The organism is Amycolatopsis sp. NPDC024027 (assembly GCF_040638975.1).
Taxonomy (GTDB): Bacteria; Actinomycetota; Actinomycetes; order Mycobacteriales; family Pseudonocardiaceae; genus Amycolatopsis.
The window spans coordinates 100,407-124,992 of sequence record NZ_JBEZYY010000001.1; the positions used below are offsets into that span (position 1 = coordinate 100,407).

Genomic DNA, 24,586 nt, shown 5'->3' on the forward strand with positions numbered 1-24,586 from the left:
AAGGTCTTCGGATGCGGCTTTTCAGTTGCGCGCGGTCCGGGGCCAGGGGTTCGCCGCTTCCAGCTGGGCCGCCAAGCCCAGCAGCAGCGACTCCCCTCCCGGCCGCGCCACCAGCTGCACCGAAGTCGGCAGCCCCGACACCACCGACCGGCCCGCCGGGACCGTGATCGCCGGGTAGCCCGCGAAGTTCCACTGGCCCGTGAAGCCCGCCAGCCGCGTCGACGGCAGGACGTTCGCCGGCCACCCCTTCTCGTGCCAGCGGCCCGCCTTCACCGGCCAGTGCGACAGCGTCGGCGTCAGCAGCACCTCGTGCGCCGCGAAGAACTCCTCCGCCCGGGAAACCCACCGGTCACGCGTGCTTTCCCGGATCAGGCCCGCCCGCTCGGCCAGCCGTCCCGCGCGGATGTGGGCCCGCGTCCGGCGCTGCAACCGCGATACGTCGAAGGCGCGCGCCTGGGCGGCCGGACCCGCGAGCCAGCGGGCCGTCATACCCAGGACCATCGTCGCCGGGTACCGCGGGGCCGCCGGGGCGATCGCGTGACCGGCCGCCGCCAGGTGGCCCGCGGCCGTGGAGACCGCCGCCACCAGCTCCTTCGGGACCGGAGTGTGCAGCAGCGGCACCGTCGTCGACAGGCCGATGCGGACCGGAGACGGCGAAGCCACCGAAGCCAGCTCCGGAGCGGAAGCCAGCACCGAAACCAGCAGGGCCGTGTCGGCGACCGTCGTGGCCAGGGGGCCGTGCACCGACATGCCGAACCAGCCACCCTCGGCCAGCAGGTCCGCGCCCGGCTTCAACCCCACCAGGCCGCACATCGCCGCCGGCAGGCGGACCGAGCCCATGCCGTCCGTACCGTGGGCCAGCGGGACCAGGCCGGCCGCCACCGCCGCCGCGCTGCCGCCCGACGAGCCGCCCGCCGCGTACGTCGGGTCCCAGGGGTTGCGGGCGATGCCGTCCGGGGTGTCGCTCATCGGCCAGATGCACAGCTCCGGCACCCGCGTCAGCCCCACGACCACCGCGCCCGCCGCGCGCAACCGCGTCACGATCACGCCGTCGGCGGCGGCCCGCGCGGACGATCCCGCCAGCGAACCGTGCGACGCGTACTCGCCGGCCAGCTCCGTGACGTCCTTGACGGCGACCGGCACCCCGGCCAGCGGCAGCGACGCGAGATCGGGCCGCGCGGCGACCTCCGCGGCTTCCTTCACCGCCTCCTCGGCGCGCACCCGGCGGAAGGCGCCGATGACGCCGTCCGCCGCGGCGATGCGGTCCAGGGCCTCCTCGGCGACCCGCACCGGATCGAGCTTCCCGGCCCGGACCGAGGCCGCGATTTCCACTGCCGTGAGCGCCATGATCGGGACCCTAGCCCACGAAAAGGTGACAGTGGCAAAGAAAACGTCTCAGATTGCGCCGGCTCGCAGAGCGTAGGCGACGGCGTGGGCGCGGTTGTTCAGCCCGCAGCGCGTCATCAGGCCGTAAAGGACGTTCTTCACCGTCCGCTCCGAGTAGCACAGCTTCGCCGCGATCTCCTCGGTGCCGAACCCCTCGGCGACCAGCCGCAGCACGTCGCACTCGCGGGCGGCCAGCCCCGAGAGCGTGAGCCCGTTCGGCTCCAGGACGTCCTTGCGCATCCGCTGCACCTGCGCGAGCAGCGCGCCCTGCAACCGCGGCGGCAGGTGGGCCGTGCCGTCGCCCGCGGCGAGCACCGCCGTCAGCAGCTCGGCGCCGCCGGTCTCGCGGCGCGGCAGGATCGCCACCACGCCGCACTCCAGCGCCGCCATCAGGTCGCTTTCGCGGAAGTGCTCGACGACCAGCACGACGTGGGACGCCTTGGCCGCCCGGATCTCGCCCAGGACGGCCTCGGTGACGTGGTCCTCCATCACCAGCAGCACGTCCGGCACCAGGTCGGTCAGCCGGACGTCGGGATGGTTGTCCAGCAGGCTCACCGCGCCGGCGTGCGTGATCGGGTCCGAGGCGAGGACGCTCACTTCGACGGGCTTCATGGGCGCAGTGTGGACGGCGTGTCTTCACGCCTTCCCTATTCCGTCTTCACGCCCGTGAAGACAGCTCCCCGAACGCCGCCCGCGCCCGCTCCAGGCACCCGGGCATCCGGCCGGCCGCGCGGGCCCAGTCGCGCTGGGCGCGCCAGTACTCCTCCCGCGCCTCCGGGGGCCAGCCCGCCAGCTCCGGCTCGACCCGGGACTCCAGATCGGCCAGCAGCTCGCCGAGCTCGCCGGTGATCGCCCCCATCCGGTCCAGCACCAGATCGGCGAACCGGAAGTCGAGCCGGGTCACGGCAGGCGCGGCCGCGGCATCGGGCCGCCGGTCGTCTCCAGCAGCTCCGCCAGCCGCGAAAGGATCACGTCGAACTCCTGCTCCCAGTCGTTCATCGCCTGGCCGAACCGGACCGATGCCTCACCGCGCCACGAGGCCTGCACCATCGCCATCTCGCTGTTGACGTCGCGAAGGCGGGAACGGGCGCCTTCGAGGGCGGAGGCGAAGCTGGCGGCGGCCCGCTGCATGTCTTCGGTCGGCATCGCGCTCCTCTCCGGCTCCCCGAGCGTGGCGCACGCGGTGGCGGCGCGGAACCCCAGCCGGGTGCCGTTGCCCGAATGTCCGCCATCCTTGCCTGCCGGTTCACGGCGTCCGCGTATGCTCACGGCAGGCATCCGGCGCGTGACGATTCGTCGCGCACGAAGGGAGACCGATGTCGGCCGCGGACGGCTCCGCACCGAGACTCCAATTGCTGGGCCCGCTGAAAGCCTGGCAGGGCGACACGGAGCTCGACCTCGGCTCCGCGCACCGCCGTACGGTCCTCGCCGCACTGGCGATGCACCCGAACCGCACGGTTTCGCGCGAGGAGCTGATCGACGCCGTCTGGGGCGAGGCGCCGCCGCAGAGCGCGCAAGGCTCCATCTACACCTACGTCTCCGGGCTGCGGCGCGCGCTCGAGCCCGGCCGGGTCAAGGGCGAGGGCCCGCAGCTGCTCGCGTCGATCGGTTCCGGCTACTCGCTGCGCCTCGACGCCGAAGCGATCGACGTCCACCGGTTCGAAGCCCTGCGCGAGCAGGCGCAACGCAAGCACGCGGCGGGCGATCTCCGCGGTGCCCGCGCGGCCTTCGACGAAGCTTTGGAGCTCTGGCAGGGCGTTCCGCTGTCCGGCCTGCCCGGACCGTTCGCCGCCGCCCAGCGCGCCCGGCTCACCGAGGTCCGGCTCACGACCACCGAGCGGCGCGCCGAGGTCGTGCTGGAATCGGGTGGGCACACCGAACTCGTCGCCGAGCTGACCGCGCTGACCCGTGAACACCCGTTCCGCGAGACGTTGCGCGGATTGCTCATGCGGGCCCTGGTCCGGGCCGGACGGCGGACCGAGGCGATCGCGGTCTACGCCGACGTCCGCGACCGGCTGGTCGAGTCGTCGGGCACCGAACCCGGGCCGGCCCTGCGGCGGCTGCACGACGAACTGCTGGAGAAACCCGCCGCGGCACCGCCACCGAAACCCCCGCCGTCGCGACCGGCGCGGGTACCGGCCGCGGCGCTGCCGGAGCGGGCGGAGATCTTCGCCGGCCGGACGGCCGAACTCGACCGGCTGCACGAAGCCGTCGTCGGGCTCGGTGCCGGGGTGGGGCGCTCGGTGTGGCTGGAAGGCGAGCCGGGCAGCGGCCGGACCGCACTGCTCGCCGAACTCCTCGCCGCGGCGCGCGATTTTCATCCGGCCTTTGCCGCCGCGGACGCGCTGGACCAGCGGTTCTCCCTGCGGCCGCTGCTCGACGCGCTGGGCGTGCACCCGCGCGCCACCGACGAGCGCCGGGCCGCGCTGGCCGCGCGGCTCACCGGGCAGTCCGGCGAGGATCCCGTCGACGACGTGCTCGGGCTGGTCCGCGAGCTGTGCGCGGAGGCTCCGCTCGTGCTCGTGGTCGACGACCTGCAGTGGGCCGACGACACCACGCTGCGCGTCTGGCGCTACCTGAGCCGGGAGACGCGGCAGCTGCCGCTGCTGCTCGTCGGCGCCTGCCGCCCGGTGCCACGACCGGCCGCGCTCGACGACCTGCGGGCCGAGCTTGACAACGATGACATCACCGTCCTGGTCCTGCCGCCGCTGGCCGAGGACGACACCCGCGAGCTGGCCACCGAGCTGGCCGGCGCGCCACCCGGGCCCGGGCTGCAGCTGCTCGTCTCCTACGCGGCCGGGAACCCGCGCTACGTCCGGGAAATCGTCGAGACGCTGCTCGCCCAGTCGATGATCGTGCTCGACGGCGTCCACGCGCACCTGGACGGCAATGCGCGCCAGACGATCCCGCCGCCGCTGGGCTCGCGGATCACGCTGTACCTGAACTTCCTCTCCAGCGGGACCCGCGACACCCTGCGCTGGGCCGCGCTGCTGGGGCCCGAGTTCTCGCTGGCGGACATCGCCGTCGCCACCGAGCGGCCGCCGACGGCGCTGGTCGGCGCGGTCGACGAGGCGATCACGTCCGGGGTGCTCGTCGAATCGGGCGACCGGCTGGCGTTCCGGCACCCGCTGGTGCGCCGGGTGCTCTACGAAAAGACGCCCGCCGCGATGCGGGTCGCGCTGCACCGGCAGCTGGCCGAGGCCTTCGCCGCCGCGGGCGCGTCCGCCGAACGCGTCGCCGAGCAGCTCGCCGCCGCGCCCGCACAGGTGGACCCGTGGGTCACCGGGTGGCTGCTGGAGCACATCGGAACGGTCGCCACCGAGACCCCGCGGGTCGCGGTCGACCTGTTGCGCCACGCCGTCACCCAGGGCACGCTGCCGCCGGACGCGCGGGAGACGCTGACCGCGACGCTGGCCCGGCTGCTGTTCTGGCTCGGCCGGGAGCCCGAAGCCGAGGCGCGCTCGGTCGTCGCGCGGACGTCCGACAGCAGGCGCGCGGCCGAGATGCGCTGGATCCTGGCCTACGTCTACTACCGCCGCGGCGACTTCGCCGAGGCGACCGCCGAGCTGAAGCGGACCCTCGACGACACCGACGTCCCGGAGATGTGGCGCGGCCGGCACGAGGTACTGCTGGCGACGCTGGAGAAGCTCGGCGACGAGACGGCGCTGGCACCGGCCGGGCTGCACCCGCTGGACGACGCGGCCCTGACCGTGCCGAACCTCGACAGCCTCGACGACGCCGCCGAGCCGCTCGACGCCGCCCGCCGGATCGCCGCGACCCGCGCGGTGCCGGGCGAGATGCACCTGGCCGGCGCGGTGCACTACTACTGGCTGGGCCGCTGGCCGGCGGCGCTGGCCGAGCTGGACGCGGTGATCCGCGACGGCGCCGAGACGGCGTCCTACGTCCTGCGCAGCCCGGGCTCGGCCCTGCTGGTGCACGGCGTCGGCGCGCTGATCGCCGGGCACCGAGGCGAACCGGGACAGGCGAGGACGCACCTGGACGCGGCCGACCGCCGGCAGTGGCCACCGGGCCTGGAGCCGGACGGCGGAGACTTCCTGCTCGCGGCGCGGGCCCTGTTGGCGGAGCAGGAGGGCAGGCCGGAGGCGGCCCTGACGGCGTTGCTGCCCCTGCTGGAGGACAACCACCCACCGGCGGCCCGCTACCAGTGGCTCCCCGACCTGGTGCGGCTCGCCTTGTCCCTCGGCGACCGGCAGCGGGTGCAGGAGGCGTTGCGCCTGCTCGAGCCCGAGGGAGAGGTCCCCCCGGCCCACGCGGCGGCGGCCGCGCACTGCCGTGGCCTGGCGGCCGGCGATCCCGGGCCGGTCCTGACGGCGGCCGGGCACTACCGGGTGGCCGGCCGGCTCCTCAAGCACGCGAAGGCCACCGAGGACGCGGCGATCCTGCTGGCGGAGTCGGGCGAGCTGGCGGAGGCACGGACGGCGTTCCGGGCCGCGTTGACGGCGTACACGGAGATGGGCGCGGTGTGGGACGTGCGGCGCGCGGAGGCCCGGATGGGTCCGTTCGGCATCCGGCGGGCACCCGCGGTGAGGCCGCGAGCCGCCGCCGGGAAGTGACTTCCGCACCGGCTGCCGCTGTGCTGGAGGAGCCGACACGCGTGATTGAAGGGTCGACTCGCGTGATTGAGAGGTCAACTCGCGTGATTGAAGGGTCGACACGGTTGGCCTTCCGATCTGGCCGTGTCGACCCTCTGATCACGGGTGTCGACCCTCTGATCACGCGAGTGGGCTCTCTGATCACGCGAGTGCGCGCAACCTCGGGTGGGGTTGCCACGTCGGTAAGGTCACCGGAGTAGCCGGTACCGAGATGTCCCTGGGGGAAGGGGTCTGGGGCGCACGCCCCAGAGGGGACGGCAGCGACATGCCAGGGGATGCGGACCCCGGCCTGCGGGTGGGCGTGCTCGGCCCGCTGCGGGCCTGGCGCGGGGCGGCCGAAATCGGCCTCGGCCCCGCTCGTCAACGTGCCATCTTCGCGGTGCTCGCGGTCAATTCCGGCCGGCCGGTTCCGCGGGCCGAACTGATCGCCGGCGTCTGGGGCGACTCCGCGCCCGCGAGCGTCGAAGGCAGCGTCCACACCTACGTTTCCGGGCTCCGGCGTGCCCTCGAACCGGACCGGTCGCGCTGGTCGGCGGCCAGCGTCCTCGTCTCCGATCCCGCCGGGTACTCCCTGCTCCTCGGCGAAGACGCGCTCGACGCGGCCCTGTTCGAACGGCACCGCGAACGCGCGCAGCGGCACCTCGAGCGGGGTGACCCGCGGGCCGCGGTCACCGAACTGGACGACGCTCTCGCGCTCTGGCAGGGCGAGGCCCTTTCCGGCGTCCCCGGCGGGTTCGCCGAGCGGCACCGCGAGTACCTCGCCGAACTCCGGCTGAACACGCTCGAGCGGCGTGCCGAAGCCGTGCTCGCCCTCGGTGGGCACCTCGACCTCGCGCCGGAGCTGGCGGTGCTGGCCGGCGAGCACCCCCTGCGGGAGTCGCTGCGGGAATCGCTCATGCTCGCCCTCTACCGCAGCGGACGGCCCGCCGATGCCCTCGACGTCTTCCGCGACGCCCGCGCCACGCTCGTCGCGGAACTCGGCGTCGAACCCGGGCCCGCTTTGCAGCGGCTCCAGCGGCAGATCCTCGCCCAGGACGCCGCCCTCGACGCGCCCGCGGCGCCGGTCGTGGTCAGCGGGCACCGGCTGTTCGGCCGGGAAACCGAGACCGCGCGGCTCGCCGAGCTCGTCGCCGATGTCCGGGCCGGGCGCGGCCGGGCCGTCTGGATCGAAGGGGACGCCGGGATCGGCAAGTCCGCGCTGCTCACCACCTCGCTGCCGGACGGCCCCGGCTTCCAGCGGCTCTGGGCGGCCGCCGACGAGCTGAGCACCCGGTTCCCGCTGCAGGTTGTGCTGGAATGCCTGGCGATCGACGCGCATTCGCCGGACCCGCGGCGCGCGCGGGTGGCGAAAGAACTCGCGGGCGAAGGCCCGGCGCGGCGCAGCTGGGGGCCGGCCGACCCGGTGCTCGGCGCCGTCGACCGGCTGCTGGCGCTGGTCGACGAGCTCTGCGCGCAGTCGCCGCAGGTACTGGTGCTCGACGACCTGCAGTGGGCCGACGAAGCTTCCGTGCTGGTCTGGCACCGGCTCTGCGCCGCGACCCGGCAGCTGCCGCTGCTGCTGGTGGCCGCCACTCGCCCGGCGCCGGACCGCGCCGAACTGGCCCAGCTGCGGCGCGGCGTCCAGGCCCGGGACGGGGTCGTCCTCGACCTCGGGCCGCTGACCGGCGAAGACGTCGGCCGGCTGATCGAGGACCAGCTCGGGGCGCCGCCCGGGCCGGGACTGCGCGAGCTGGCCGCCCGAGGTGCCGGAAACCCGTTGTACGTCAAGGAAATGGTCGACGTCCTGCGCCGGGCGGGCGCGGTCGCGGTGAGCGACGGCCAGGCCGATGTCGACGACCCGGCGGAGTTCGAAGCACCGCGTTCGGTGGTCGCCGCGGTCGACCGGCGGCTGGACTTCCTGACCGCGCGAACGCAGGAAGTCCTGCGCTGGGGTGCGTTGCTGGGCATGGAGTTCGCCGTCGGCGACGTCGCCGCGGTGCTCGGCACCCGGCCGTCCGACCTGCTGGCGCCCCTGGAAGAAGCCGTGGCGGCGAACGTCCTGATCGACACCGGGACGCAGCTGGCGTTCCGGCACCCCTTGCTGCGCCAGGCGCTGTACGACCGGCTGCTGGCCGGGACGCGGGCGGCGCTGCACCGGCAGGCCGCCGAGGCACTCGCCGGCATCGGCGCGCCGGTGAAGCGCGTCGCCGAGCAGCTGGTGGCGGCACCGGCCACAGTGGACGAATGGGTGCTGGACTGGCTCGCCGCGCACCACGCGGTCGTCTCGACCCGGGCGCCGCTGATCGCCGTCGAGCTGCTGGAACGCGCGCTGGCCGCGTGCTCCGCCGCCGATCCGCGCCGCGAGACGCTGCTGGTCGCCCTGGTCAAGGTGCTGTTCCGGCTGGAACGCAACCCGGAAACCCTGACGCGGCAAGCCCTCGACGTCGCCACCGAACCGGACGCCGTCGAGGAGATGCGGCACGTGCTCGCGGCGCTGCGGCACCGCCGCGGGGACACCGAAGGCGCCGTCGCGACGCTCGCCGCGTGGGTCGACGACCCGGCCGTGCCGGAACTCTGGCGGGTCAAGCACCGGCAGCTGCTGGCCAACTTCCGGCGCGGCAGCCTGTCCGATTTGGACACCGCGGAGCAGACGGCGCACGAAACGAAAGCGCTCGCCGGCGGCGACCCTTACCTGACCGCGCACGCGCTGCAGTCGTTGTGGCTGGTCGATTCGGTGCGCCGCGAGCACGACCGCGCGCTCGCCCACATCGACGCGGCCATCGAGGCCGTCGGCGACGAGCACGAACTGGCCGACCTGCACCTCGACCTGCTCGACAACCGCGTGTTCACGCTGCAGAACCTCGACCGCCTGGCCGAAGCGGGCGACGCCCTGCGTGCGGCGGGCGAAGTCGCCGCGCGGCACGCGCTGCCGGTCGGGCTGCAGGTGTCCGCCGCGGTGCACCGGTACTGGGAAGGCCGCTGGGACGAGGCCCTGGTCGAGCTGGACACGGTCATCGAGGACGGCCCGGCGATCACGTTCTACGGCCTGCGCGAGCCGGGCCCGGCGGCGCTGCTGCTGCACGGCGTCGCGGCGCTGATCGCGGGCCGCCGCGACGACCGGGCCCAGGCGGCGGCCCACCTCGACGCGGCGGAGGAGTACGCCCCGGCGACCGGTGCCGAGCGCGAGAGCTTCGACTTCCTGCTGGTCGCCGACGCACTGGCCGCCGAGCAGCGCGGCGACCGGGTCCGCGCGCTGACCGTCCTCGAGCCGATCCTGAACCCGACGTACGCGGCGATGATGCTGCGGCACCAATGGCTGCCGGCGTTCGTGCGGCTGGCGATGGAGCAGGACGACGTCGGCCGCGCCCGCCGGGCGTTGGCGGTGTGCGAAGAGGAAGCGGCGAAGGAGCGACGTCCGGCGCGGGCGCACGCGGCGGCGTCGTGGTGCCGCGGGCTGATCGACGAGGACCCGGCCCCGGTGCTGGCCACGGCCGAGCACTTCCGCGCGGTCGGCCGCCGCCCCGAGCTGGCCTCGGCGCTCGAAGACGCGGCCGTGCTGCTGGCCCGCGCGGGCCGGCTGGACGCGGCGCACGCGGCGTTCGAAGAGGCGGCCGAGCTGTACACGGCGCTGGCGGCGCGCTGGGACTTGCGGCGCGCGGAAACCCGGCTGCGCCGCCTCGGCGTCCGCCGGGGTGCGCTGTTCTCCCCGATCCGGCCGGGTCACGGCTGGGAGTCGCTGACGCCGATCGAGGTCCGCATCGCCGGCCTGGTCGCCGAGGGCCGGTCCAACCCGGACATCGCGGCCGAGCTGTCCCTGCCGCGCCGGACGGTCCAGGCGCACGTGGCGCGGCTGCTGGGCAAGCTGGAGACGCCGTCACGCTCGGGGGTCGCCGACGCCTTCCGCCGGCGTTCCTAGCCCGTTGGCCTTCGCGACCCGGCCGAGGAAGCGGCCCGATTCCTTGACCGTCCGCCGCTGCGTTTCGAAGTCGACGTGCACCAGGCCGAACCGTTGCGTGTAGCCCATTCCCCACTCGAAGTTGTCCAGCAGCGACCAGGCGAAGTAGCCGCGGACGTCGACGTCGGCGCGGAGGGCGTCGTGGACCGCGCCGAGGTGCTCCATGAAGTAGTTGACCCGCGCCGCGTCGAACACCCGGCCGTCGACCACCCGGTCCACAAAGGACGCGCCGTTCTCGGCCACCACCAGCGGGAGCCCGCCGGACCGCGTGTCGATCCAGCGCAGCAGGCCGGTCAGGCTGGCCGGCGCCTGTTCCCAGCCGAACGCCGTCAGCGGCGGCGGTGCGGGCAGCACGTCCAAGCCGCGCAACGCGGGCAACGGGCAGTTGCTCGGCGCCTGCGGGTCTTCGAGCGGGGTGACGCGCGCCGGGGCGTAGTAGTTCACGCCCAGCCAGTCGATCGGGGCGGCGATGACGTCGGTGTCGCCGTCGCGGACCGCCGCGGCGAAGCGGCCACCGTGGTGCTCGACGTCGGCCAGGACGTCCTCCGGGTAGCCCCGGCCCAGCACCGGGTCGAGGAAGAACCGGTTGTGGATGCCGTCGAACTTCCGCGCCGCTTCGGCGTGCGCCGGCGAGGAACCGTCCGGGATCGCCGGGGCGAAGTTCAGCGCCAGCGAGAACTCGTGGCCCGGCCGGGCCTGCGCGGTCAGTGCGCGCGTCGCCAGGCCGTGTCCGAGCAGCAGGTGGTGGGCCGCGACCAGCGCCGTGTCGTAGTCCTGGACGCCGGGCGCGTGCACGCCGCTGCCGTAGCCGAGGAAGGCCGCGCAAAACGGCTCGTTGACCGTCGTCCACTGGTTCACCCGGTCGCCGAGCGCGGTGTGCACGACCGCGGCGTAGTCGGCGAACCGCGAAGCCGTGTCACGCTCCGGCCAGCCGCCCGCGTCTTCGAGCGCCTGCGGCAGGTCCCAGTGGTAGAGCGTCAGCACCGGCACGACGTCACGGCGCAGCAGCTCGTCGACCAGCCGGTCGTAGAAGGCGAGCCCGGCCGCCGACGTGGTCCGGCCGTCCGGCATCACCCGCGGCCACGCGACCGAGAACCGGTAGGCGTTCAGCCCCAGGTCGGCCAGCAGGCCGATGTCCTCGGGGAAGCGGTGGTAGTGGTCGCACGCGACGGCGCCGGTCGCGCCGCCGAGCACCTTGCCTTCGGCCGCCGCGAACGTGTCCCAGATGGACGGTCCGCGGCCGCCCTCGGTGACGGCGCCCTCGACCTGGTAGGACGCGGTTGCCGCGCCCCACAGGAAACCCGCCGGGAAGGTCATACCGGTGCCCCTTTCAGGATGCCGCGCACGATGTGGCGGCCCAGCAGCAGGAACAACGCGACGACGGGCACGACGGCGACGGTCGCGCCGGTGAGCATCAGCGCGTAGTCGGTGTAGTAGCCGCTGGCCAGCTGCGACAGCGCGACCTGCACGGTCGGCGTCTCGTTGGGGTCGAGGACCACCAGCGGCCAGAAGTAGTCGTTCCAGGTGGCCGTGAACGTCAGCATCGCGAGCACCGCGGCCGGCGCGCGCAGGGCGGGCACGGCCACGTGCCAGTAGGTGCGCAGGATCGAGCAGCCGTCGACGGTCGCGGCGTCGACGAGGTCCGCGGTGATCGCGTTTTCGCACGCCTGGCGCATCCAGAACACGCTGAAGGCGCTGATCAGCGCGGGCACGATCACCGCTTCGAGCCGCCCGTACCAGCCGAGATCGCCGACGACGAGGTACAGCGGGATGACGCCGAGCTGCGCCGGCACCATCGCCGAACCGACGACCAGCAGGAACAGCGTGTTGCGGCCGCGGAACTCGAGCCGCGCGAACGCGAACCCGGCGAGGCTCGCCAGCACGACGTTGGACACCATGACGGTGCCCGAGACGATCAGCGAGTTCCCGATGGCCGCCCAGAAATCCACGGTGCCGAAGACGCGCCGCACGTTCCCGGCCAGGTTCCCGCCCGGCAGCAGCAGCGGCGACGTCTCCCCGATCGCCGAGTTGTCCCGCGTGGCCACGACGAACGACCAGTACAGCGGGAACACCGACGCCCCGAGCACCCCGGTCAGCGCGGCGTACACCCAGCCGCCCGGCCGGCGCCGCGTGGTCACGCCGACCTCACGAACCGGCGCACCAGCCGGTAGTTGACCAGCGCGAACACCGCGCAGATCACGAACATCACCCAGGTCAGCGCGGCCGCGTAGCCCGCGTCGAGGTGCGTGAACCCCTTTTCGTACAGGTACATGACCAGCGTCTGGAACTGGCGGTCGTTGCCGCCGGTCCCGGCCGAGCCGCCGGCGTCGAACAGCTGCGGCTCGGCGAACAGCTGCAGGCCGTTGACCGTGCCGGCGATGGCGGTGAAGGCCAGCGCGGGCCGGATGCCCGGCACGGTGATCGACCAGAACGTCCGCCACCGCGAGGCGCCGTCGAGCTCGGCGGCTTCGTACAGGTCGCCGGGGACGGCCTGCATCGCGGCCAGGTAGATCAGGGCGTTGTAGCCGGTCCAGCGCCAGAGCACCATGCTCGCCACGGCGAGGTGCGACGACCAGGTCGTCGCCCGCCAGTTGACCGGCGCGACGCCGAACCAGCCGAGGACCTCGTTGACGACGCCGTAATCGCGGCTGAACAGCTGCCCGAACACCAGCCCGACGGCGACGACGGACACGACGTTCGGCAGCAGCACCCCGGTGCGCCACCAGGTCGCGGCCCGCAGCGGCCGGTCGAGCAGCGCCGCGATGCCCAGGGCCAGCAGGAACTCGGGGATCGCGGCCAGCAGGAAGATGGAGACCGTGTTGGCGAGCGCGTTGTAGAAGTGCGGATCGGTGAGCAGGTCGCCGTAGTTGGCGACGCCGAAGGTGCCCCGGTCGCCTTCGAGCAGGTTCCAGTCGTGCAGCGAAACCCATGCCGTGTACAGCAGCGGGAAGGCGCCGAAGACGACGAACAGGGCGAAGAAGGGCGCGACGAACAGCAGCGGCGTGACCTTGCGGTCCCAACGGGCGAGCCGGTGCTGCACGAGCGGCTACTTCAGGGCGGCTTGGGCCTGCTGGACGGCTTTCGTCCAGGCCTGGTCGACGGTGTCGGTCCGTTCCTCGATCCGCCCGAGGGCGCGGCCGAACTCCGGCCGGACGTCGGCGTCGCGCAGGCCACGGTAGTTCGGGCGCAGCTGATCGGCCGAAGCGGCGAAGATCCGCCCGGTCGGCGCATCGCCGAAGTACGGGTCGGCGTGCGCGAGGACCTCCGGATCCTCGTACACCGCGGGCTCGCTGGGCAGGATGCCGTCGGAGAGGAAGAGCTTCTTCTGCTGCTCCGGGGCGGTCAGCCAGCGCGCGAGCTCGTACGCCTCCTTCTGGTGTGCGCCCTGCTTCGGCACGGTGAGGAACGAGCCGCCCTGGTTGCCGCTCTTGCCGGGCACGGTGGTGACGTCCCACTTGCCGCGGTTGGCGTCCCCGCCGGCTTCCTTGATCTGGCTGAGCATCCAAGCGGGACAGGCGACGGTGGCGAAGGAACCCTGTTTGATCGCCACGTTCCACGCCTGGGTGAACGTGGTCGCCGCCGCTGTCTGCCCCTTCGCGGCGAGGCCACCGGAGAGGAAGAAGGCGGTGCGCACGCTCGGGTTGCGGTCGGCGATGAAGGAGTCGTCACGCTGGGAGAAGTAGTTCTCCGGCGATTGGTTGAGCATCGCCGTGTAGACGGTCCCGGCGGAGTCGGCGAACTTCACGTTCGGCGTCTGAGCGGTGAACCGCTCGGCGGTGGCGGCGTAGGCGGCCCAGTCGGGCATCAGCTTCGCGACCTCTTCGCGATCGGCCGGCAGGCCGGCCGCCTGGAACAGATCGCGCCGGTAGCAGAGGGCGAGGCTGCCCATGTCCGTGCCGAGGCCCAGCACGAAGGCGCCGTCGGTGCCCTGCGCCCACTTCCACGGCGCCCACTGCTTTTCGAGCTCGCGGGCGCCGTAGCCGGCGAGGTCGGCGAACTTGTCCTTCGCCTTCCGGTACTGCGGCATGTACTGCTCTTCGATCGCGACGACGTCGGCGGCGCCACGCCCGGTGGCGAGCTGCGTCGCGAGCCCCTTGTGGTGGGTGTCGAAGTCGGTGACGCGGTTCTGCACCGTGATGTCCGGGTGCAGCTTCTCGTACTCGGCGATCAGGGGCGCGTAGCCGAACTCACCGAAGGTCGCGATGGTGAGCTTCGTCTTCCCCCCGGCGTCACCAGCGTCACCCGGAGTGCAGGCGGCGAGCGGGAGCAACGCGGCGACCACGATGGCGGTCCGGCGGGCGATCGTTCGCAACAGGCTTCCTCAGATCACACCGGCCCGCACGGCGTACGCGACCGCGTGCGGCCGGTTGCGCAGGTTGAGCCGGTTGGTCATGGCGTAGATGACGTTCTTCACGGTCCGCTCCGAGTAGCAGAGCTTGCCCGCGATCTCGGCAGTGTCCCAGCCTTCGGCCATCAGGCGAAGCACATCCACCTCGCGCGGCGTGAGTACCGCCCCGCCGCCTTCGTTGGCCAGGGCCTCGACCTGCTCGCGCAGCGAAGACGAGCGGCCCCGCGCCGCGGCGAGCACGTTCGCGGTCAGCCGGTCGAGCGCGGTCCGCGGCAGCACGGCGGAGACGTGGCAGTCGGCGAGCACGCCCACGTGCTCGGGGTCGACGTGCCCGGCGACCAGCACGATCGCGGCCGGCGACTCGGCGGACGCCGCCCGCAGCGCGGCGACGGCCTCGCGGTCGACCTCCCCGACGGCGAACACCAGCACCGCCGCCTCACCCCGGCGGGCGCGCGGCAGGACCAGCAGCTCCGGGCGGGATTTCAGGTGGTTGGTCAGCCCGGTCAGGGCAATCGGGTCGGACGCCCATGCCGCCACTCGCACCTGGTCCATCGAACCCCTCCCCGCCCACGACGAAACCTGACTCGGGCCAGTCTGCTGAGGACGCCTTCACGAATTCTCTAACGTCGGCGAACCCATTCTTCACACCGTGAAGTTTGGCCGTCGACTACGGTCGAGGCGACACATCAACGAGTGAAGGGACCGATGAACCGCCGAAGTCTTGCCGCCCTCGGGGTGGCGTTCTCCATCGTGGCCGGGTGTCTGCTGGTCTCGGGCCTGCAACCGCGGATCGTGTCCGGGCTGGCGGTGCCGCTGACCTCCGATCGGCCGGTTCCTCCTCCGCCGGCGGCTCCTCCTCCCGCGGCGCCCACCCCCACCTCGCGTCTCGAACGGCCGGACGACTGCGCGCCGCTGGTCGGCGGGCTCGACGTCCGCGCCCAGGTGGCGCAGCTGGTCGTCGTGGGCGTCTCCGGCGACAACCCGGCGGCCACGGTGTCCCTGGTGCGCGATCACCAGGTGGGCGGGATCTTCGTCGGGGGTAACGCAACAGCGTTGTTGAAAGATCGCTCGCTGGCCGCGGTCCAGGCCGTGGCCCGGGTGCCGGTGGCGGTGTCGGTCGACGAGGAAGGCGGCCGCGTCCAGCGCATCGACGACCTCGACGGCGAGCTGCCCTCGGCCCGGACGATGGCCGCGACCAAGTCGCCCGACGAGGTCCGCGCGCTGGCCGCCGAGCGGGGCCGCCAGCTGCGGGCCCGCGGGGTCACGGTGGACTTCGCCCCGGACACCGACGTCACCGGCGCCCCGGACGACGACGTGATCGGCGACCGGTCGTTCAGCCCGGACCCGGCGCGGGTGAAGACGTACGCGAAAGCGTTCGCCGAGGGCCTTCGCGACGCGGGTGTCCAGCCGGTGCTGAAGCACTTCCCCGGCCACGGCCACGGCTCGGGCGACTCCCACAAAGGCACGGTGGTCACGCCGCCGCTCGACAAGCTGCGCGCGGTCGACCTGGTGCCGTACCGCGGCCTGGCCGACTACGGCCCGGTCGCCGTGATGGTCGGCCACCTCGACGTACCGGGCCTGACCAGCGGCCTCCCGGCGTCCCTCTCGCCGGCCGCGTACCAGCTGCTGCGCGGCGAGTTCGCGTTCACCGGCCCGATCGTGACGGACGACCTCGGGGCGATGAAGGCGATCACCGCGCAGTACTCGCTGCCGGAGGCGGTGCTGAAGGCGCTGCAGGCCGGCGCGGACGAAGCCCTGTGGTCCTCCGGGGGCCGGGTGGACGAGGTGCTGGACCGGCTGGTGAAGGCCGTGCAGGCCGGCGAGTTGCCGAAGACGCGGGTGCAGGAATCGGTCGCCCGGGTGGTGCGGGGCAAGGGGCTCTGCTGAAGTTCCGGGACATCCGGCTTGACCCTGCCCCTGGGGGAGGGTTCGACGATGGTTCGCATGACCGAGAACGCACTGCACACCATCGAAGCCCGGATCCGCGAAGAGATCGCCGCCCGCTGCGAGGCCGACCACATTCCCGGGTTCGTCGCCGGCATCCACCACGCGGGCGACCAGATCGTCTTGGCCCACGGCACCGCGAACGCCGCCACCGGGGCCCCGATGCGCGAGGACACCGGGTTCCTCTTCGGCTCGGTGACCAAGGTCCTGACCACCACGCTGGTCCTCCAGCAGGTCGAACGCGGGCTCCTGGACCTGGACGCACCGGTGGCGAAGTACCTCCCGGAATTCGCCCTGCGCACGCCCGGCGCGGCGGACCGGATCCTCGTCCGGCACCTGATCTCGCACACCAACGGCATCGACGCGGACCTCTACTTCCCCGGCGGATCGGGCCGCGACGCCCTGAAGACGTACGTCGAGGGCCTGGCAAGCAGCTGCGGCACGCTCTTCGAGCCCGGTGAGCAGCTCAGCTACTCCAACGGCGGCATGATCGTCGCGGGCCGGCTGCTGGAGGTGGTGACCGGCGTGGGCTTCCCGGAGCTCCTGGCCCGCGACGTCTACGCCCCCGCCGGCTTGACGGCCGCCGGCACCTCGGCCGCGCAGGCCATCCTGCGCAGTACCGCGATCGGCCACTTCCCGGACCCCGCCGCCACGACTGCCCGGCCGACGGACATGTTCATGCTGCCCGACACCTGGGGGCCGGCCGGCGGCACGCCGATCGGCACCGTCGCCGACCTGCTCGCGTTCGGGCGCACCCACCTCGCGGGCGGTGTGTCGCCCGCCGGCGCCCGCGTCCTCTCGGCCGAGTCGGTCGCGCTGATGCAGCGGGTGTCGCACGACATGGCCACGCCGAACGTCCCGCCGATGGGCCTGGGCTGGGTCCGGTACCCCTTCGGCGACACGACCGTGCTGGCCATGTCGGGTGCCTCGCCCGGTGGCGTGGCCATCCTGTGCGTGGCGCCCGGGCACGACCTGGTCTTCACGGCCTTCGGCAACACCCCCGGCGCCATCGTGCTGCAGGACCGGATCCTGCAACTGCTCCTGCGCGACCACCTCGGAGTTCCGGTGCCTGCCGTGCTCACCGAGCCCGAGCCGGACGTGGACCTCGCGCCCTACGTGGGCACCTACCGCTCCGACCAGCTCCGCATCGACGTCAGCGTCGTGGACGGCCGGCTTGAAGAGCGCATGACGTACGAGCCGGCGGACGAGGCGCAGGAGCGGATTTTCACCGCGTTCGCCGGTGGGGCGACCTCGGCGCCGCCGCGGTACTACGTGCCGATCCGCCCCGGGCTCTTCGCGCCCGCCGGCTACCCGCCGGAGACGTTCGACGGCTACCTCCGCCTCCTGCTCGTCTCCTACCACGACCTGCGCGACGGCCGGGCGCGCTTCCGCAACGGCGGCGGCCGCCTGACCCGGCGGGTTTGACCGGCGCCCTGGAAGGATGCGCGCATGATCACGATCGGCCGGCTCGCGGACTACGCCGGAGTGACCGTCAAAGCCGTGCGGCACTACCACGAGCGCGGCCTGCTCGCCGAACCCGGCCGCGACTCGTCGGGCTACCGGCGCTACACCGCGCAGCACGCCATCGACCTGGTCAAGATCCGGACGCTGGCCGCCGCCGGGGTGCCGCTGGCCCGGATCAAGGACCTCCTCGACGCCGACGAAGCCACGCTCGCGACCGCCATCGCCGAAATCGACGACGACCTCGAGGAGCGCATCGCGCAACTGCGGCGGACCCGCGACCAGCTCGCCCAGCTGCGCGGCGGCGACCGGCTCTTCGTTTCCCCGGAGGTCGCCGGGTATCTGGACGACCTGCGCGAGCTCGGCGTCAGCGAGCGCCACCTGCGCCTGGAACGCGACGGCTGGATCCTCATGCGGACGGCCTCGCCCGAGGACGCCGCCCGGTGGATCGCCGAGAAGCGGGATCTGTTGGCGGACGCCGAATTCCGGGCCCTCTGCCTCGAACACGACGCTGCTTACGATTGGGCGCCGGATGATCCCCGCCTGCCCGGGCTCGCGGAACGCACGCGGAACTGGTTCGCCGGGCGGCCGGAACCCGCCGCGGCCGGCAATCCGGCCATGGCCCGGCTGGCCGCGCAGTCCTTGCCCGGCGGGTCTTCGCCGGCCTGGGATCGTCTTGCCCGGCTGATGGTGGAGCAGTGAGGTCTCGGGCGGCGTTTTCGGTTGTGTGGAAGGAATCGTCGTAGTCACCCCAACGACGTTACCGAACACGAGTTCGAACGTCACCGCTGAATCGGGTGAACCTCGGGAAGAGATTTCGATCGCGAACTCCCTTGTGGCACAAGGGAAACAGCAGCGTGGCGACGTGAGCAGCCCCCGATTTCCACGCTACCGGTTGCCACCGACAAAAAACGGAAGCCGGACGCGGCTAGACTTTCCGGCGACGGCACCCGGAGCAAGGAGCGGCATGGCGAACCTCGGCGGTACCTTCACCCTCGGCGGCGAACTTCCCGTGACGCGCATGGGTTACGGCGCCATGCAACTGGCCGGGCCCGGCGTGTGGGGGCCGCCGAAGGACCACGACACCGCCGTCGCCGTGCTGCGGGAGGCCGTCGACCGCGGGGTCACCCACCTCGACACCAGTGACTACTACGGCCCCCACACCGTGAACGCCCTGATCAAGGAAGCCCTGCACCCCTACCCCGAATCGCTCGTCATCGTGACGAAGGTGGGGGCGCGGCGGAGCGCGGACAAGGCCTGGCCGCCCGCGCTGTCGGCCGTGGAGCTCACCGAGGCGGTGCACGACAACCTGCGCAACCTCGGCGTCGACGCGCTCGACGTCGTCAACCTGCGGCTCAGCAACGCCGCCGGCGACTACCCCGTGCCGATGTCGCTCGCCGAACCCCTCGGGGTGCTCGCCGAGCTGCGCGAGCAGGGGCTGATCCGGCACCTCGGCGTCAGCCACGTCAGCGCCGAGCAGCTCGACGAAGCGAAGGCGATCGCGCCCGTCGCCTGCGTGCAGAACCAGTACAACCTCGCCCACCGCGAGAACGACGACCTCGTCGACAAGTGCGCCGCCGAGGGGATCGCCTTCGTGCCCTACTTCCCGCTCGGCGGGTTCAGCCCGCTGCAGTCCGGGCTGCTCGACGACTGCGCCGCGCGGGTCGGCGCCACGCCGATGCAGGTCGCGCTCGCCTGGCTGCTGCGGCGGTCGCCGTCGATGCTGCTGATCCCCGGGACGTCGTCGCCCGGGCACCTACGGGAGAACCTCGCCGCCGCCGAACTCGAACTGCCCGCCGACGTTCTCGCCGATCTGGACCGGATCGGCGCCGCCTGATCGCTACGCTGAGCGCTCGGACAGGCACGAGGACGGAGAAGCCGTGGCGGAGTGGGGCGATCTGGTCGCTTACATCAGGGAGTCGTACCGGGTGGTGCGCGACGAGCCCGACGAGCTGCGCATCCGCCTCGTCTTCGGCGACGATCCCGACACCGAACAGCGCGCCCAGATCGTGGTGATCGCCCGCGAGATCCTCGACCAGCGCGAGGACTGGGTGCAGATCGCCACACCGTTCGCCCGCCACGACGAGGTCGACCTCCTCGAGGTGCTGACCGAGGTCGGCGAGGCGATCGTCGTGGGCGGGCTGGCGGTGATGGGCGAACACGTCGTGCTCCGGCACTCGCTGCCGCTGATCAACCTCGACATCAACGAGTTCACCGACCCGCTCGAGCTGGTCGCCGGCGCGGCCGAACTGCTGGAGCAGCAGTTCACCGGCCGCGACGACTACTGAGTCCCGGGGCGTTGCCCCCCTTGCGAGCAGTGAGCGGAACCACCGCCACCGCGGCGGCCACGGCGAGCGCGGCACCCAGGCCGAGCGCCGCGGTCGCCGTGCCGGTGCCGAGGTAGAGGCCGCCGAGCAGGGCGACGCCCAGGGTGCCGCCGAGCTGCTGCACCGCGTTGAGCAGCCCGGCGGCCGAGCCGGTCTCGTGCGGCCGGACCCGGCTCAGGGCCGCGGTGAAGAACGGCACCGTGAACGTCCCCATCCCGAGCCCGCACAGCGCCAGCGCCCACGGGTAGGCGCCCACCCCGCCGGCTTCCATGGCGAGGACGCCGGTCACCAGCAGAGCCAGCCCGGCGAACATCACGCGTGAGCCGAACTTCGGCACCAACCGGGCGCCGGCGAAGTAGGACGACACCGCGAGTCCCGCCGAGAGCGGCAGCAGCGTCAGGCCCGCGGTGCGGACGTCGGCGCCGGACCCGAGCTGGAGCTGCATCGGCACGACCTGCATCAGGCCGGTCATCACCGCGAAGAACAGCAGCGATCCGGCGAGCGCCGCCGGGAACCCGCGGTGGGCGAACAGGCTCGGCTCGACCAGCGGCGCGGCCGCGCGGCGCTGCTGGAAGCCGAACACGACCAGCAGCACGGCCCCGGCCGCGAGCAGGCCCCAGTCCAGCCCCGCGGGATCGATCAGCGGGTAGACGAGCAGCCCGGCCCCGCCGACGACGAGCAGCGTGCCGGTGACGTCGAGCCGGGGCCGGGTGGCGGCGCGGTCCTCCCGCAGCAGCCGCGTGGCGACGAGCACCGCGAGCCCCAGCGGAACGTTCACCAGGAACACCGCCCGCCACGACACCGCCTGCGTCAGCAGGCCTCCGAGCAGCGGCCCGGTGACCGCGGACAAGCCCATGACCGGCCCGATGGTGCCCAGTGCCTTGGCGAGTTCGTCGCCGTCGAAGAGGGCCCGGATGAGGCCGATGGTCTGCGGGATGATCAGCGCGGCCGCCGCCCCCTGCACCGCGCGGGCCGCGATCAGCGGCCCGGCGGCCGGGGCGGCCGCGCAGGCCAGCGACGCGAGCACGAAGCCCGCCACGCCGAGCTTGAACACCTTGGCCCGGCCGAAGATGTCGCCGAGCCGGCCGCCGGTGATGAGGAAGGCGGCGAAGGGCAGCGTGTAGGCCGCGCTGAACCAGGGGATGCCGGCGGCCGGGCCGCCCAGGTCGGCGTGGATGGCCGGGCCGGCGACCTGCACGATCGTGGCGTCGAGCAGGTTCATCGCCTCGGCGACGAGCAGCACGGCCAGTGCGGCCCAGCGCCGCCGGTCACGCGTGATGGTGGGCAAAGGTGGCTCCTTTCGTTCGAAGCCCACCCTGACAACTCCGCCGCTCCACGTTCCATATTCTGGCTTTGGTTAGCTGATTTCTTCCGTTCCATGCGGTTCAATGAGAGATATGACCACGCTGGACGCCGTCGATCGCGCACTGGTCCACGCGCTGCACATCGACGGCCGGGCGCCGTTCACGAAGATCGGCGACGTCCTCGGCGTCTCGACGCAGACGGTGGCGCGGCGCTACCGGCGGCTTCGCGCGGAGGCGTCGCTGCGCGTCGTCGGCCTGCCGGACCCGCAGCGGGCGGGGCAGGCCGAGTGGATGGTCCGGCTGACGGCGACCCCGCACACGGCGCAGGACCTCGCCCAGGCGCTGGCCCGCCGCGCCGACACGGCGTGGATCAAGCTGATGTCGGGCGGCACGGAGATCTGCGTGAACGTGCACACGCCGGCCGCGAGCGACCACGCGTTGCTGCTGCGCGACATCCCGCGCACGGCGAGCATCACGGCGGTCTCGGCGCACCAGCTGCTACACCGCTACTTCGGCGGCCCGACGGCGTGGCTCGGGCGGGCGAACGCCCTCGACGCGGCCCAGATCGCGGCCCTCACGCCGGTGCACGCGGGCCCGGGCAAGCCGCTGACCGCCGCCGACGACGCCCTGATGGCGGCGCTGCAGCGCGACGGCCGCGCGGGCCTGGCCGAGCTGGCCACGGCGACCGGCTGGTCGGCGGCAACCGTCGCGCGCCGCCTGGCCGACCTCCAGGCGGGCGGCACTGTGTTCTTCGACCTGGAGATCGCCCCGGAGCCGCTGGGCGTGACGACGCAGGCGCTGCTCTGGATGGCGGTGGCGCCGGCCCAGCTGGACCGGGTGGGCCGGACGCTCGCGACGCACCCGGAGCTCGCACTCGTCGCCGCGACGACGGGCCCGGCGAACCTGGTCGCGCAGGCGCTTTGCCCGGACGCGGCCGCGCTGCACCACTACCTGACGCACCGGCTCGGGGCGCTGGACGCCATCCGGACCCTCGAGACGGCGCCTGTGCTGCGGACCGTCAAGGCGGCCGCCTCCCGCTGAGGGGGCGCGCGGATGGCTGGCGATGGTGTTTCAGTGCAGGTCAGGGGCGGTTTGCGCCGGGGTTGGATCTCGCCGGGCGGTGCCCCGGACGCGGAAGCCGAACCGCGGGCGGCCACCCGGGCCCGGCAGCGCCCCGCTCTGTCCTAAGTGGACTTGACGTCGACCAGGTGGTCCAGCATGCCGCGGACGGCTTCGAACTCCCGGACCTCCTGGCGGCAGTCCGGGCACGCCGACAGGTGCCGCTCCACCCGGGCCGTCTCGGCGGCGTCGAGCAGCCCCAGGCTGTACGCCCCGAGGTCGGTCCGGTCGTACCGGCCCATGGATCGCGTCTCCGTTCCGCGTCCCGTGAAGAACGCCCGCACTGTCCCGATGCCTCCAGGGTCCTGAGCGGGACGCGCCATCGGCGAAGTTCCCCGGTTTTCTACCCGAACGGCCGACAACTTCAGGCTGCGAACAGCCCATGTGAGTGACACCGGTGGTCACGGATTTCACCCGTCCGAACACGGAACGCTTTTGTGCCCCCAACTTCGCCGATTCGGCGTCATGGGTCCCGGGCTCGCTCGTCGGACTGGCGTCGGACCGGAATTTCCCGGCTTCGACCTGGGCAAGAAGGCGATCCGAAAGAGGAAAGCGATGACCGTACGGAGCCACCGGGCGGACGACGTCGTGGATGAGGTCGGGGTGTGGCTGGCCGGGGAGTTCGCGGGGCGTCTCCCCGCATCGGAGATCGACCGCGTCGTCCGGACGACGCTGCTCGACCTCGAGGGGAGCATCGCGCCGGAGGAGCTCGGGGAGATGCTCCACCGGCTGGGCCGGGCGAGACTGCAGCGCATCCTGCACGTCGCCCCGGTCGCGCAGCTGAGGATTCCCCAAGCGCGGTGACGCGCCGGGCGGGCCACGCGGCATTCGGTGCCGCGTCGCCTGCCCCGCGCCGCGCCGTTCTCCAAACGTCACAAGGGACGTTCGCGCACAACCCTTGCCCGCGGCACCCGAGCGACCTTGACTGGACTAGACCAATCTGCTCTAGTGACCGGTGTCACGTTCGTCTCGGCCGGATGAGCACCCCCACCCCTCGACACCGGGCGCCTGCGCGCCCGGGTTCTGTCGTGGCCGAAGGAGTGAGTCTTGAGAAGACGCCTTGTCGCGGTCCTGTCCGCTGTTGCCGCCGTTGCCGGGCTCGTGTTCGGCGTGCCCGCCGTCACCGGGCACGCTTCGCAGGCGGCCGCCGCCTCGTGCAGTGCGCCGAACTGGGTGGCGGGCCAGTGGTACGACGTCGGTGCCGTCGTGCGGTACACCAACGGCGGCTACTACCGCGCCAAGAACGCCAACCCGGGCTACGACCCCGTGATCAGCACCTGGTACTGGGAGCCCTACAGCTGTGACGGCGGCGGCAGCACCTGCAGCTACCCGAACTGGGTGGCCGGCCAGTGGTACGACGTCGGCGCGATCGTGCGCTACACCAACGGCGGCTACTACCGCGCCAAGAACGCCAACCCGGGCTACGACCCCGTCATCAGCACCTGGTACTGGGAGCCGTTCAGCTGTGGTGGCGGCACCGATCCCGGCAACCCGGGCGCCTTCGTCGTGAGCGAAGCCCAGTTCAACCAGATCTTCCCGGGCCGGAACTCCTTCTACAGCTACAGCGGCCTCACCGCGGCCCTGTCGGCCTACCCCGGCTTCGCCACCACCGGCAGTGACACCGTGAAGAAGCAGGAAGCCGCGGCCTTCCTCGCCAACGTCAACCACGAAACCGGCGGTCTCGTCTACATCGTCGAGCAGAACACCGCCAACTACCCGCACTACTGCGACTGGAACCAGCCCTACGGCTGCCCCGCCGGCCAGTCCGCCTACTACGGCCGCGGCCCGATCCAGCTCAGCTGGAACTTCAACTACAAGGCCGCCGGTGACGCGCTCGGCATCGACCTGCTGGGCAACCCCTGGCAGGTCGAGCAGAACTCGGCCGTCGCCTGGAAGACCGGGCTCTGGTACTGGAACACCCAGAGCGGCCCCGGCTCCATGACCCCGCACAACGCGATGGTCAACGGCCGCGGCTTCGGCGAAACCATCCGCAGCATCAACGGCTCCATCGAGTGCAACGGCGGCAACCCCGCCCAGGTCGAGAGCCGCGTCTCGAAGTACCGCCAGATCGCGTCGGTCCTCGGCGTCGACCCCGGCGCCAACCTGTACTGCTGAGCCGTCGGGCGGGCGGGGGCCACCTCCCCGCCCGC

21 protein-coding genes are annotated in these 24,586 nt (G+C 72.8%); 10 read left to right on the forward strand and 11 right to left on the reverse strand.

Annotation, left to right across the window (positions count from 1 at the left end; genetic code table 11):
* Nucleotides 1-21: 21 nt before the first annotated feature.
* The 4 genes from AB0F52_RS00470 to AB0F52_RS00485 are packed head-to-tail and all read right to left on the reverse strand — an operon-like array spanning nt 22 to nt 2,532.
* Nucleotides 22-1,347: an amidase family protein gene (locus AB0F52_RS00470; RefSeq protein WP_360162988.1), complete on the reverse strand. Its 1,326-nt coding sequence runs from the start codon at nt 1,345-1,347 to the stop codon at nt 22-24.
* Between the two features lie 48 nt (nt 1,348-1,395).
* Complete coding sequence (locus AB0F52_RS00475) at nt 1,396-1,998, reverse strand: response regulator transcription factor (protein ID WP_103337000.1); 603 nt, start codon at nt 1,996-1,998, stop codon at nt 1,396-1,398.
* A gap of 46 nt (nt 1,999-2,044) precedes the next feature.
* A complete protein-coding gene (locus AB0F52_RS00480; RefSeq protein ID WP_360162991.1) occupies nt 2,045-2,290 on the reverse strand; it encodes a hypothetical protein in 246 nt (81 codons plus the stop codon).
* Nucleotides 2,287-2,532 carry a WXG100 family type VII secretion target gene (locus AB0F52_RS00485; protein WP_360162994.1) on the reverse strand — a complete coding sequence of 82 codons (246 nt, stop codon included), beginning with the start codon at nt 2,530-2,532 and terminating at the stop codon, nt 2,287-2,289. The genes AB0F52_RS00480 and AB0F52_RS00485 overlap by 4 nt, the downstream gene beginning before the upstream one ends.
* A gap of 170 nt (nt 2,533-2,702) precedes the next feature.
* On the opposite strand from AB0F52_RS00485, the gene AB0F52_RS00490 reads away from it, so the two are divergent.
* Together AB0F52_RS00490 and AB0F52_RS00495 are read left to right on the forward strand one after the other, a co-directional pair.
* Nucleotides 2,703-5,960, forward strand: coding sequence for a BTAD domain-containing putative transcriptional regulator (locus tag AB0F52_RS00490; RefSeq protein ID WP_360162997.1), 3,258 nt, complete (start codon nt 2,703-2,705; stop codon nt 5,958-5,960).
* 304 nt (nt 5,961-6,264) lie between these two features.
* Entirely contained in the window at nt 6,265-9,894 is a 3,630-nt protein-coding gene (locus AB0F52_RS00495; protein WP_360163000.1) for a BTAD domain-containing putative transcriptional regulator, read from the forward strand.
* On the opposite strand, the gene AB0F52_RS00500 is transcribed toward AB0F52_RS00495, so the two are convergent.
* From AB0F52_RS00500 to AB0F52_RS00520, 5 genes are read right to left on the reverse strand one after another with little or no spacing between them, the layout of a single operon-like run.
* A complete protein-coding gene (locus tag AB0F52_RS00500) occupies nt 9,853-11,250 on the reverse strand; it encodes a GH1 family beta-glucosidase (protein WP_360163003.1) in 1,398 nt (465 codons plus the stop codon). The genes AB0F52_RS00495 and AB0F52_RS00500 overlap by 42 nt on opposite strands.
* Nucleotides 11,247-12,071, reverse strand: coding sequence for a carbohydrate ABC transporter permease (locus tag AB0F52_RS00505; RefSeq protein WP_360163006.1), 825 nt, complete (start codon nt 12,069-12,071; stop codon nt 11,247-11,249). The genes AB0F52_RS00500 and AB0F52_RS00505 overlap by 4 nt, the downstream gene beginning before the upstream one ends.
* Nucleotides 12,068-12,973 carry a sugar ABC transporter permease gene (locus AB0F52_RS00510; RefSeq protein WP_360163009.1) on the reverse strand — a complete coding sequence of 302 codons (906 nt, stop codon included), beginning with the start codon at nt 12,971-12,973 and terminating at the stop codon, nt 12,068-12,070. Before AB0F52_RS00510 ends, AB0F52_RS00505 begins: the two co-directional genes overlap by 4 nt.
* 6 nt (nt 12,974-12,979) lie before the next feature.
* On the reverse strand, nt 12,980-14,245 hold the full coding sequence (locus AB0F52_RS00515; protein WP_360163012.1) for an ABC transporter substrate-binding protein: 1,266 nt from the start codon (nt 14,243-14,245) through the stop codon (nt 12,980-12,982).
* A gap of 9 nt (nt 14,246-14,254) precedes the next feature.
* Entirely contained in the window at nt 14,255-14,833 is a 579-nt protein-coding gene (locus AB0F52_RS00520; RefSeq protein ID WP_360163015.1) for a LuxR C-terminal-related transcriptional regulator, read from the reverse strand.
* A gap of 183 nt (nt 14,834-15,016) precedes the next feature.
* Here AB0F52_RS00520 and AB0F52_RS00525 point away from each other — a divergent pair, with 183 nt between their 5' ends.
* The 5 genes from AB0F52_RS00525 to AB0F52_RS00545 all read left to right on the forward strand — a co-directional run bounded on the left by AB0F52_RS00525 (nt 15,017) and on the right by AB0F52_RS00545 (nt 19,974).
* Nucleotides 15,017-16,168 carry a glycoside hydrolase family 3 N-terminal domain-containing protein gene (locus AB0F52_RS00525; protein WP_360164555.1) on the forward strand — a complete coding sequence of 384 codons (1,152 nt, stop codon included), beginning with the start codon at nt 15,017-15,019 and terminating at the stop codon, nt 16,166-16,168.
* A 57-nt stretch (nt 16,169-16,225) separates the two neighbouring features.
* Nucleotides 16,226-17,650, forward strand: a complete 1,425-nt coding sequence (locus AB0F52_RS00530) for a serine hydrolase domain-containing protein (RefSeq protein WP_360163018.1) — start codon at nt 16,226-16,228, stop codon at nt 17,648-17,650.
* A 24-nt stretch (nt 17,651-17,674) separates the two neighbouring features.
* The gene (locus tag AB0F52_RS00535; protein WP_360163021.1) at nt 17,675-18,388 is read left to right on the forward strand and encodes a MerR family transcriptional regulator; all 714 of its coding nucleotides are present in this window, start codon (nt 17,675-17,677) and stop codon (nt 18,386-18,388) included.
* A gap of 265 nt (nt 18,389-18,653) precedes the next feature.
* The gene (locus AB0F52_RS00540) at nt 18,654-19,523 is read left to right on the forward strand and encodes an oxidoreductase (RefSeq protein ID WP_360163024.1); all 870 of its coding nucleotides are present in this window, start codon (nt 18,654-18,656) and stop codon (nt 19,521-19,523) included.
* 43 nt (nt 19,524-19,566) lie between these two features.
* Nucleotides 19,567-19,974, forward strand: coding sequence for a hypothetical protein (locus tag AB0F52_RS00545; RefSeq protein WP_103336986.1), 408 nt, complete (start codon nt 19,567-19,569; stop codon nt 19,972-19,974).
* Here the strand turns inward: AB0F52_RS00545 and AB0F52_RS00550 are convergent.
* The gene (locus tag AB0F52_RS00550) at nt 19,952-21,301 is read right to left on the reverse strand and encodes an MFS transporter (RefSeq protein ID WP_360163027.1); all 1,350 of its coding nucleotides are present in this window, start codon (nt 21,299-21,301) and stop codon (nt 19,952-19,954) included. The two genes, AB0F52_RS00545 and AB0F52_RS00550, sit on opposite strands and share 23 nt — an antisense overlap.
* A 109-nt stretch (nt 21,302-21,410) precedes the next feature.
* Here AB0F52_RS00550 and AB0F52_RS00555 point away from each other — a divergent pair, with 109 nt between their 5' ends.
* The gene (locus AB0F52_RS00555; protein ID WP_360163030.1) at nt 21,411-22,358 is read left to right on the forward strand and encodes an AsnC family transcriptional regulator; all 948 of its coding nucleotides are present in this window, start codon (nt 21,411-21,413) and stop codon (nt 22,356-22,358) included.
* Between the two features lie 143 nt (nt 22,359-22,501).
* Here the strand turns inward: AB0F52_RS00555 and AB0F52_RS00560 are convergent, their stop codons facing one another.
* Nucleotides 22,502-22,678, reverse strand: a complete 177-nt coding sequence (locus tag AB0F52_RS00560; protein ID WP_103336984.1) for a zf-HC2 domain-containing protein — start codon at nt 22,676-22,678, stop codon at nt 22,502-22,504.
* A 313-nt stretch (nt 22,679-22,991) separates the two neighbouring features.
* On the opposite strand from AB0F52_RS00560, the gene AB0F52_RS00565 reads away from it, so the two are divergent.
* Both AB0F52_RS00565 and AB0F52_RS00570 read left to right on the forward strand, forming a co-directional pair.
* Nucleotides 22,992-23,240, forward strand: a complete 249-nt coding sequence (locus AB0F52_RS00565) for a hypothetical protein (RefSeq protein WP_360163033.1) — start codon at nt 22,992-22,994, stop codon at nt 23,238-23,240.
* Nucleotides 23,241-23,537: 297 nt separating this feature from the next.
* A complete protein-coding gene (locus AB0F52_RS00570) occupies nt 23,538-24,551 on the forward strand; it encodes a glycoside hydrolase family 19 protein (protein WP_360164557.1) in 1,014 nt (337 codons plus the stop codon).
* Nucleotides 24,552-24,586: the final 35 nt, after the last annotated feature.

Excerpts from the sequence above, each read along its gene's own strand:
- AB0F52_RS00565 (WP_360163033.1), top strand. The coding sequence starts at position 22,992 with ATGACCGTACGGAGCCACCGGGCGGACGACGTCGTGGATGAGGTCGGG.
- AB0F52_RS00535 (WP_360163021.1), top strand. The coding sequence starts at position 17,675 with ATGATCACGATCGGCCGGCTCGCGGACTACGCCGGAGTGACCGTCAAA.
- AB0F52_RS00540 (WP_360163024.1), top strand. The coding sequence starts at position 18,654 with ATGGCGAACCTCGGCGGTACCTTCACCCTCGGCGGCGAACTTCCCGTG.
- AB0F52_RS00495 (WP_360163000.1), top strand. The coding sequence starts at position 6,265 with ATGCCAGGGGATGCGGACCCCGGCCTGCGGGTGGGCGTGCTCGGCCCG.
- AB0F52_RS00485 (WP_360162994.1), bottom strand. The coding sequence starts at position 2,532 with ATGCCGACCGAAGACATGCAGCGGGCCGCCGCCAGCTTCGCCTCCGCC.
- AB0F52_RS00560 (WP_103336984.1), bottom strand. The coding sequence starts at position 22,678 with ATGGGCCGGTACGACCGGACCGACCTCGGGGCGTACAGCCTGGGGCTG.
- AB0F52_RS00520 (WP_360163015.1), bottom strand. The coding sequence starts at position 14,833 with ATGGACCAGGTGCGAGTGGCGGCATGGGCGTCCGACCCGATTGCCCTG.
- AB0F52_RS00490 (WP_360162997.1), top strand. The coding sequence starts at position 2,703 with ATGTCGGCCGCGGACGGCTCCGCACCGAGACTCCAATTGCTGGGCCCG.
- AB0F52_RS00475 (WP_103337000.1), bottom strand. The coding sequence starts at position 1,998 with ATGAAGCCCGTCGAAGTGAGCGTCCTCGCCTCGGACCCGATCACGCAC.
- AB0F52_RS00530 (WP_360163018.1), top strand. The coding sequence starts at position 16,226 with ATGACCGAGAACGCACTGCACACCATCGAAGCCCGGATCCGCGAAGAG.
- AB0F52_RS00470 (WP_360162988.1), bottom strand. The coding sequence starts at position 1,347 with ATGGCGCTCACGGCAGTGGAAATCGCGGCCTCGGTCCGGGCCGGGAAG.
- AB0F52_RS00500 (WP_360163003.1), bottom strand. The coding sequence starts at position 11,250 with ATGACCTTCCCGGCGGGTTTCCTGTGGGGCGCGGCAACCGCGTCCTAC.
- AB0F52_RS00555 (WP_360163030.1), top strand. The coding sequence starts at position 21,411 with ATGACCACGCTGGACGCCGTCGATCGCGCACTGGTCCACGCGCTGCAC.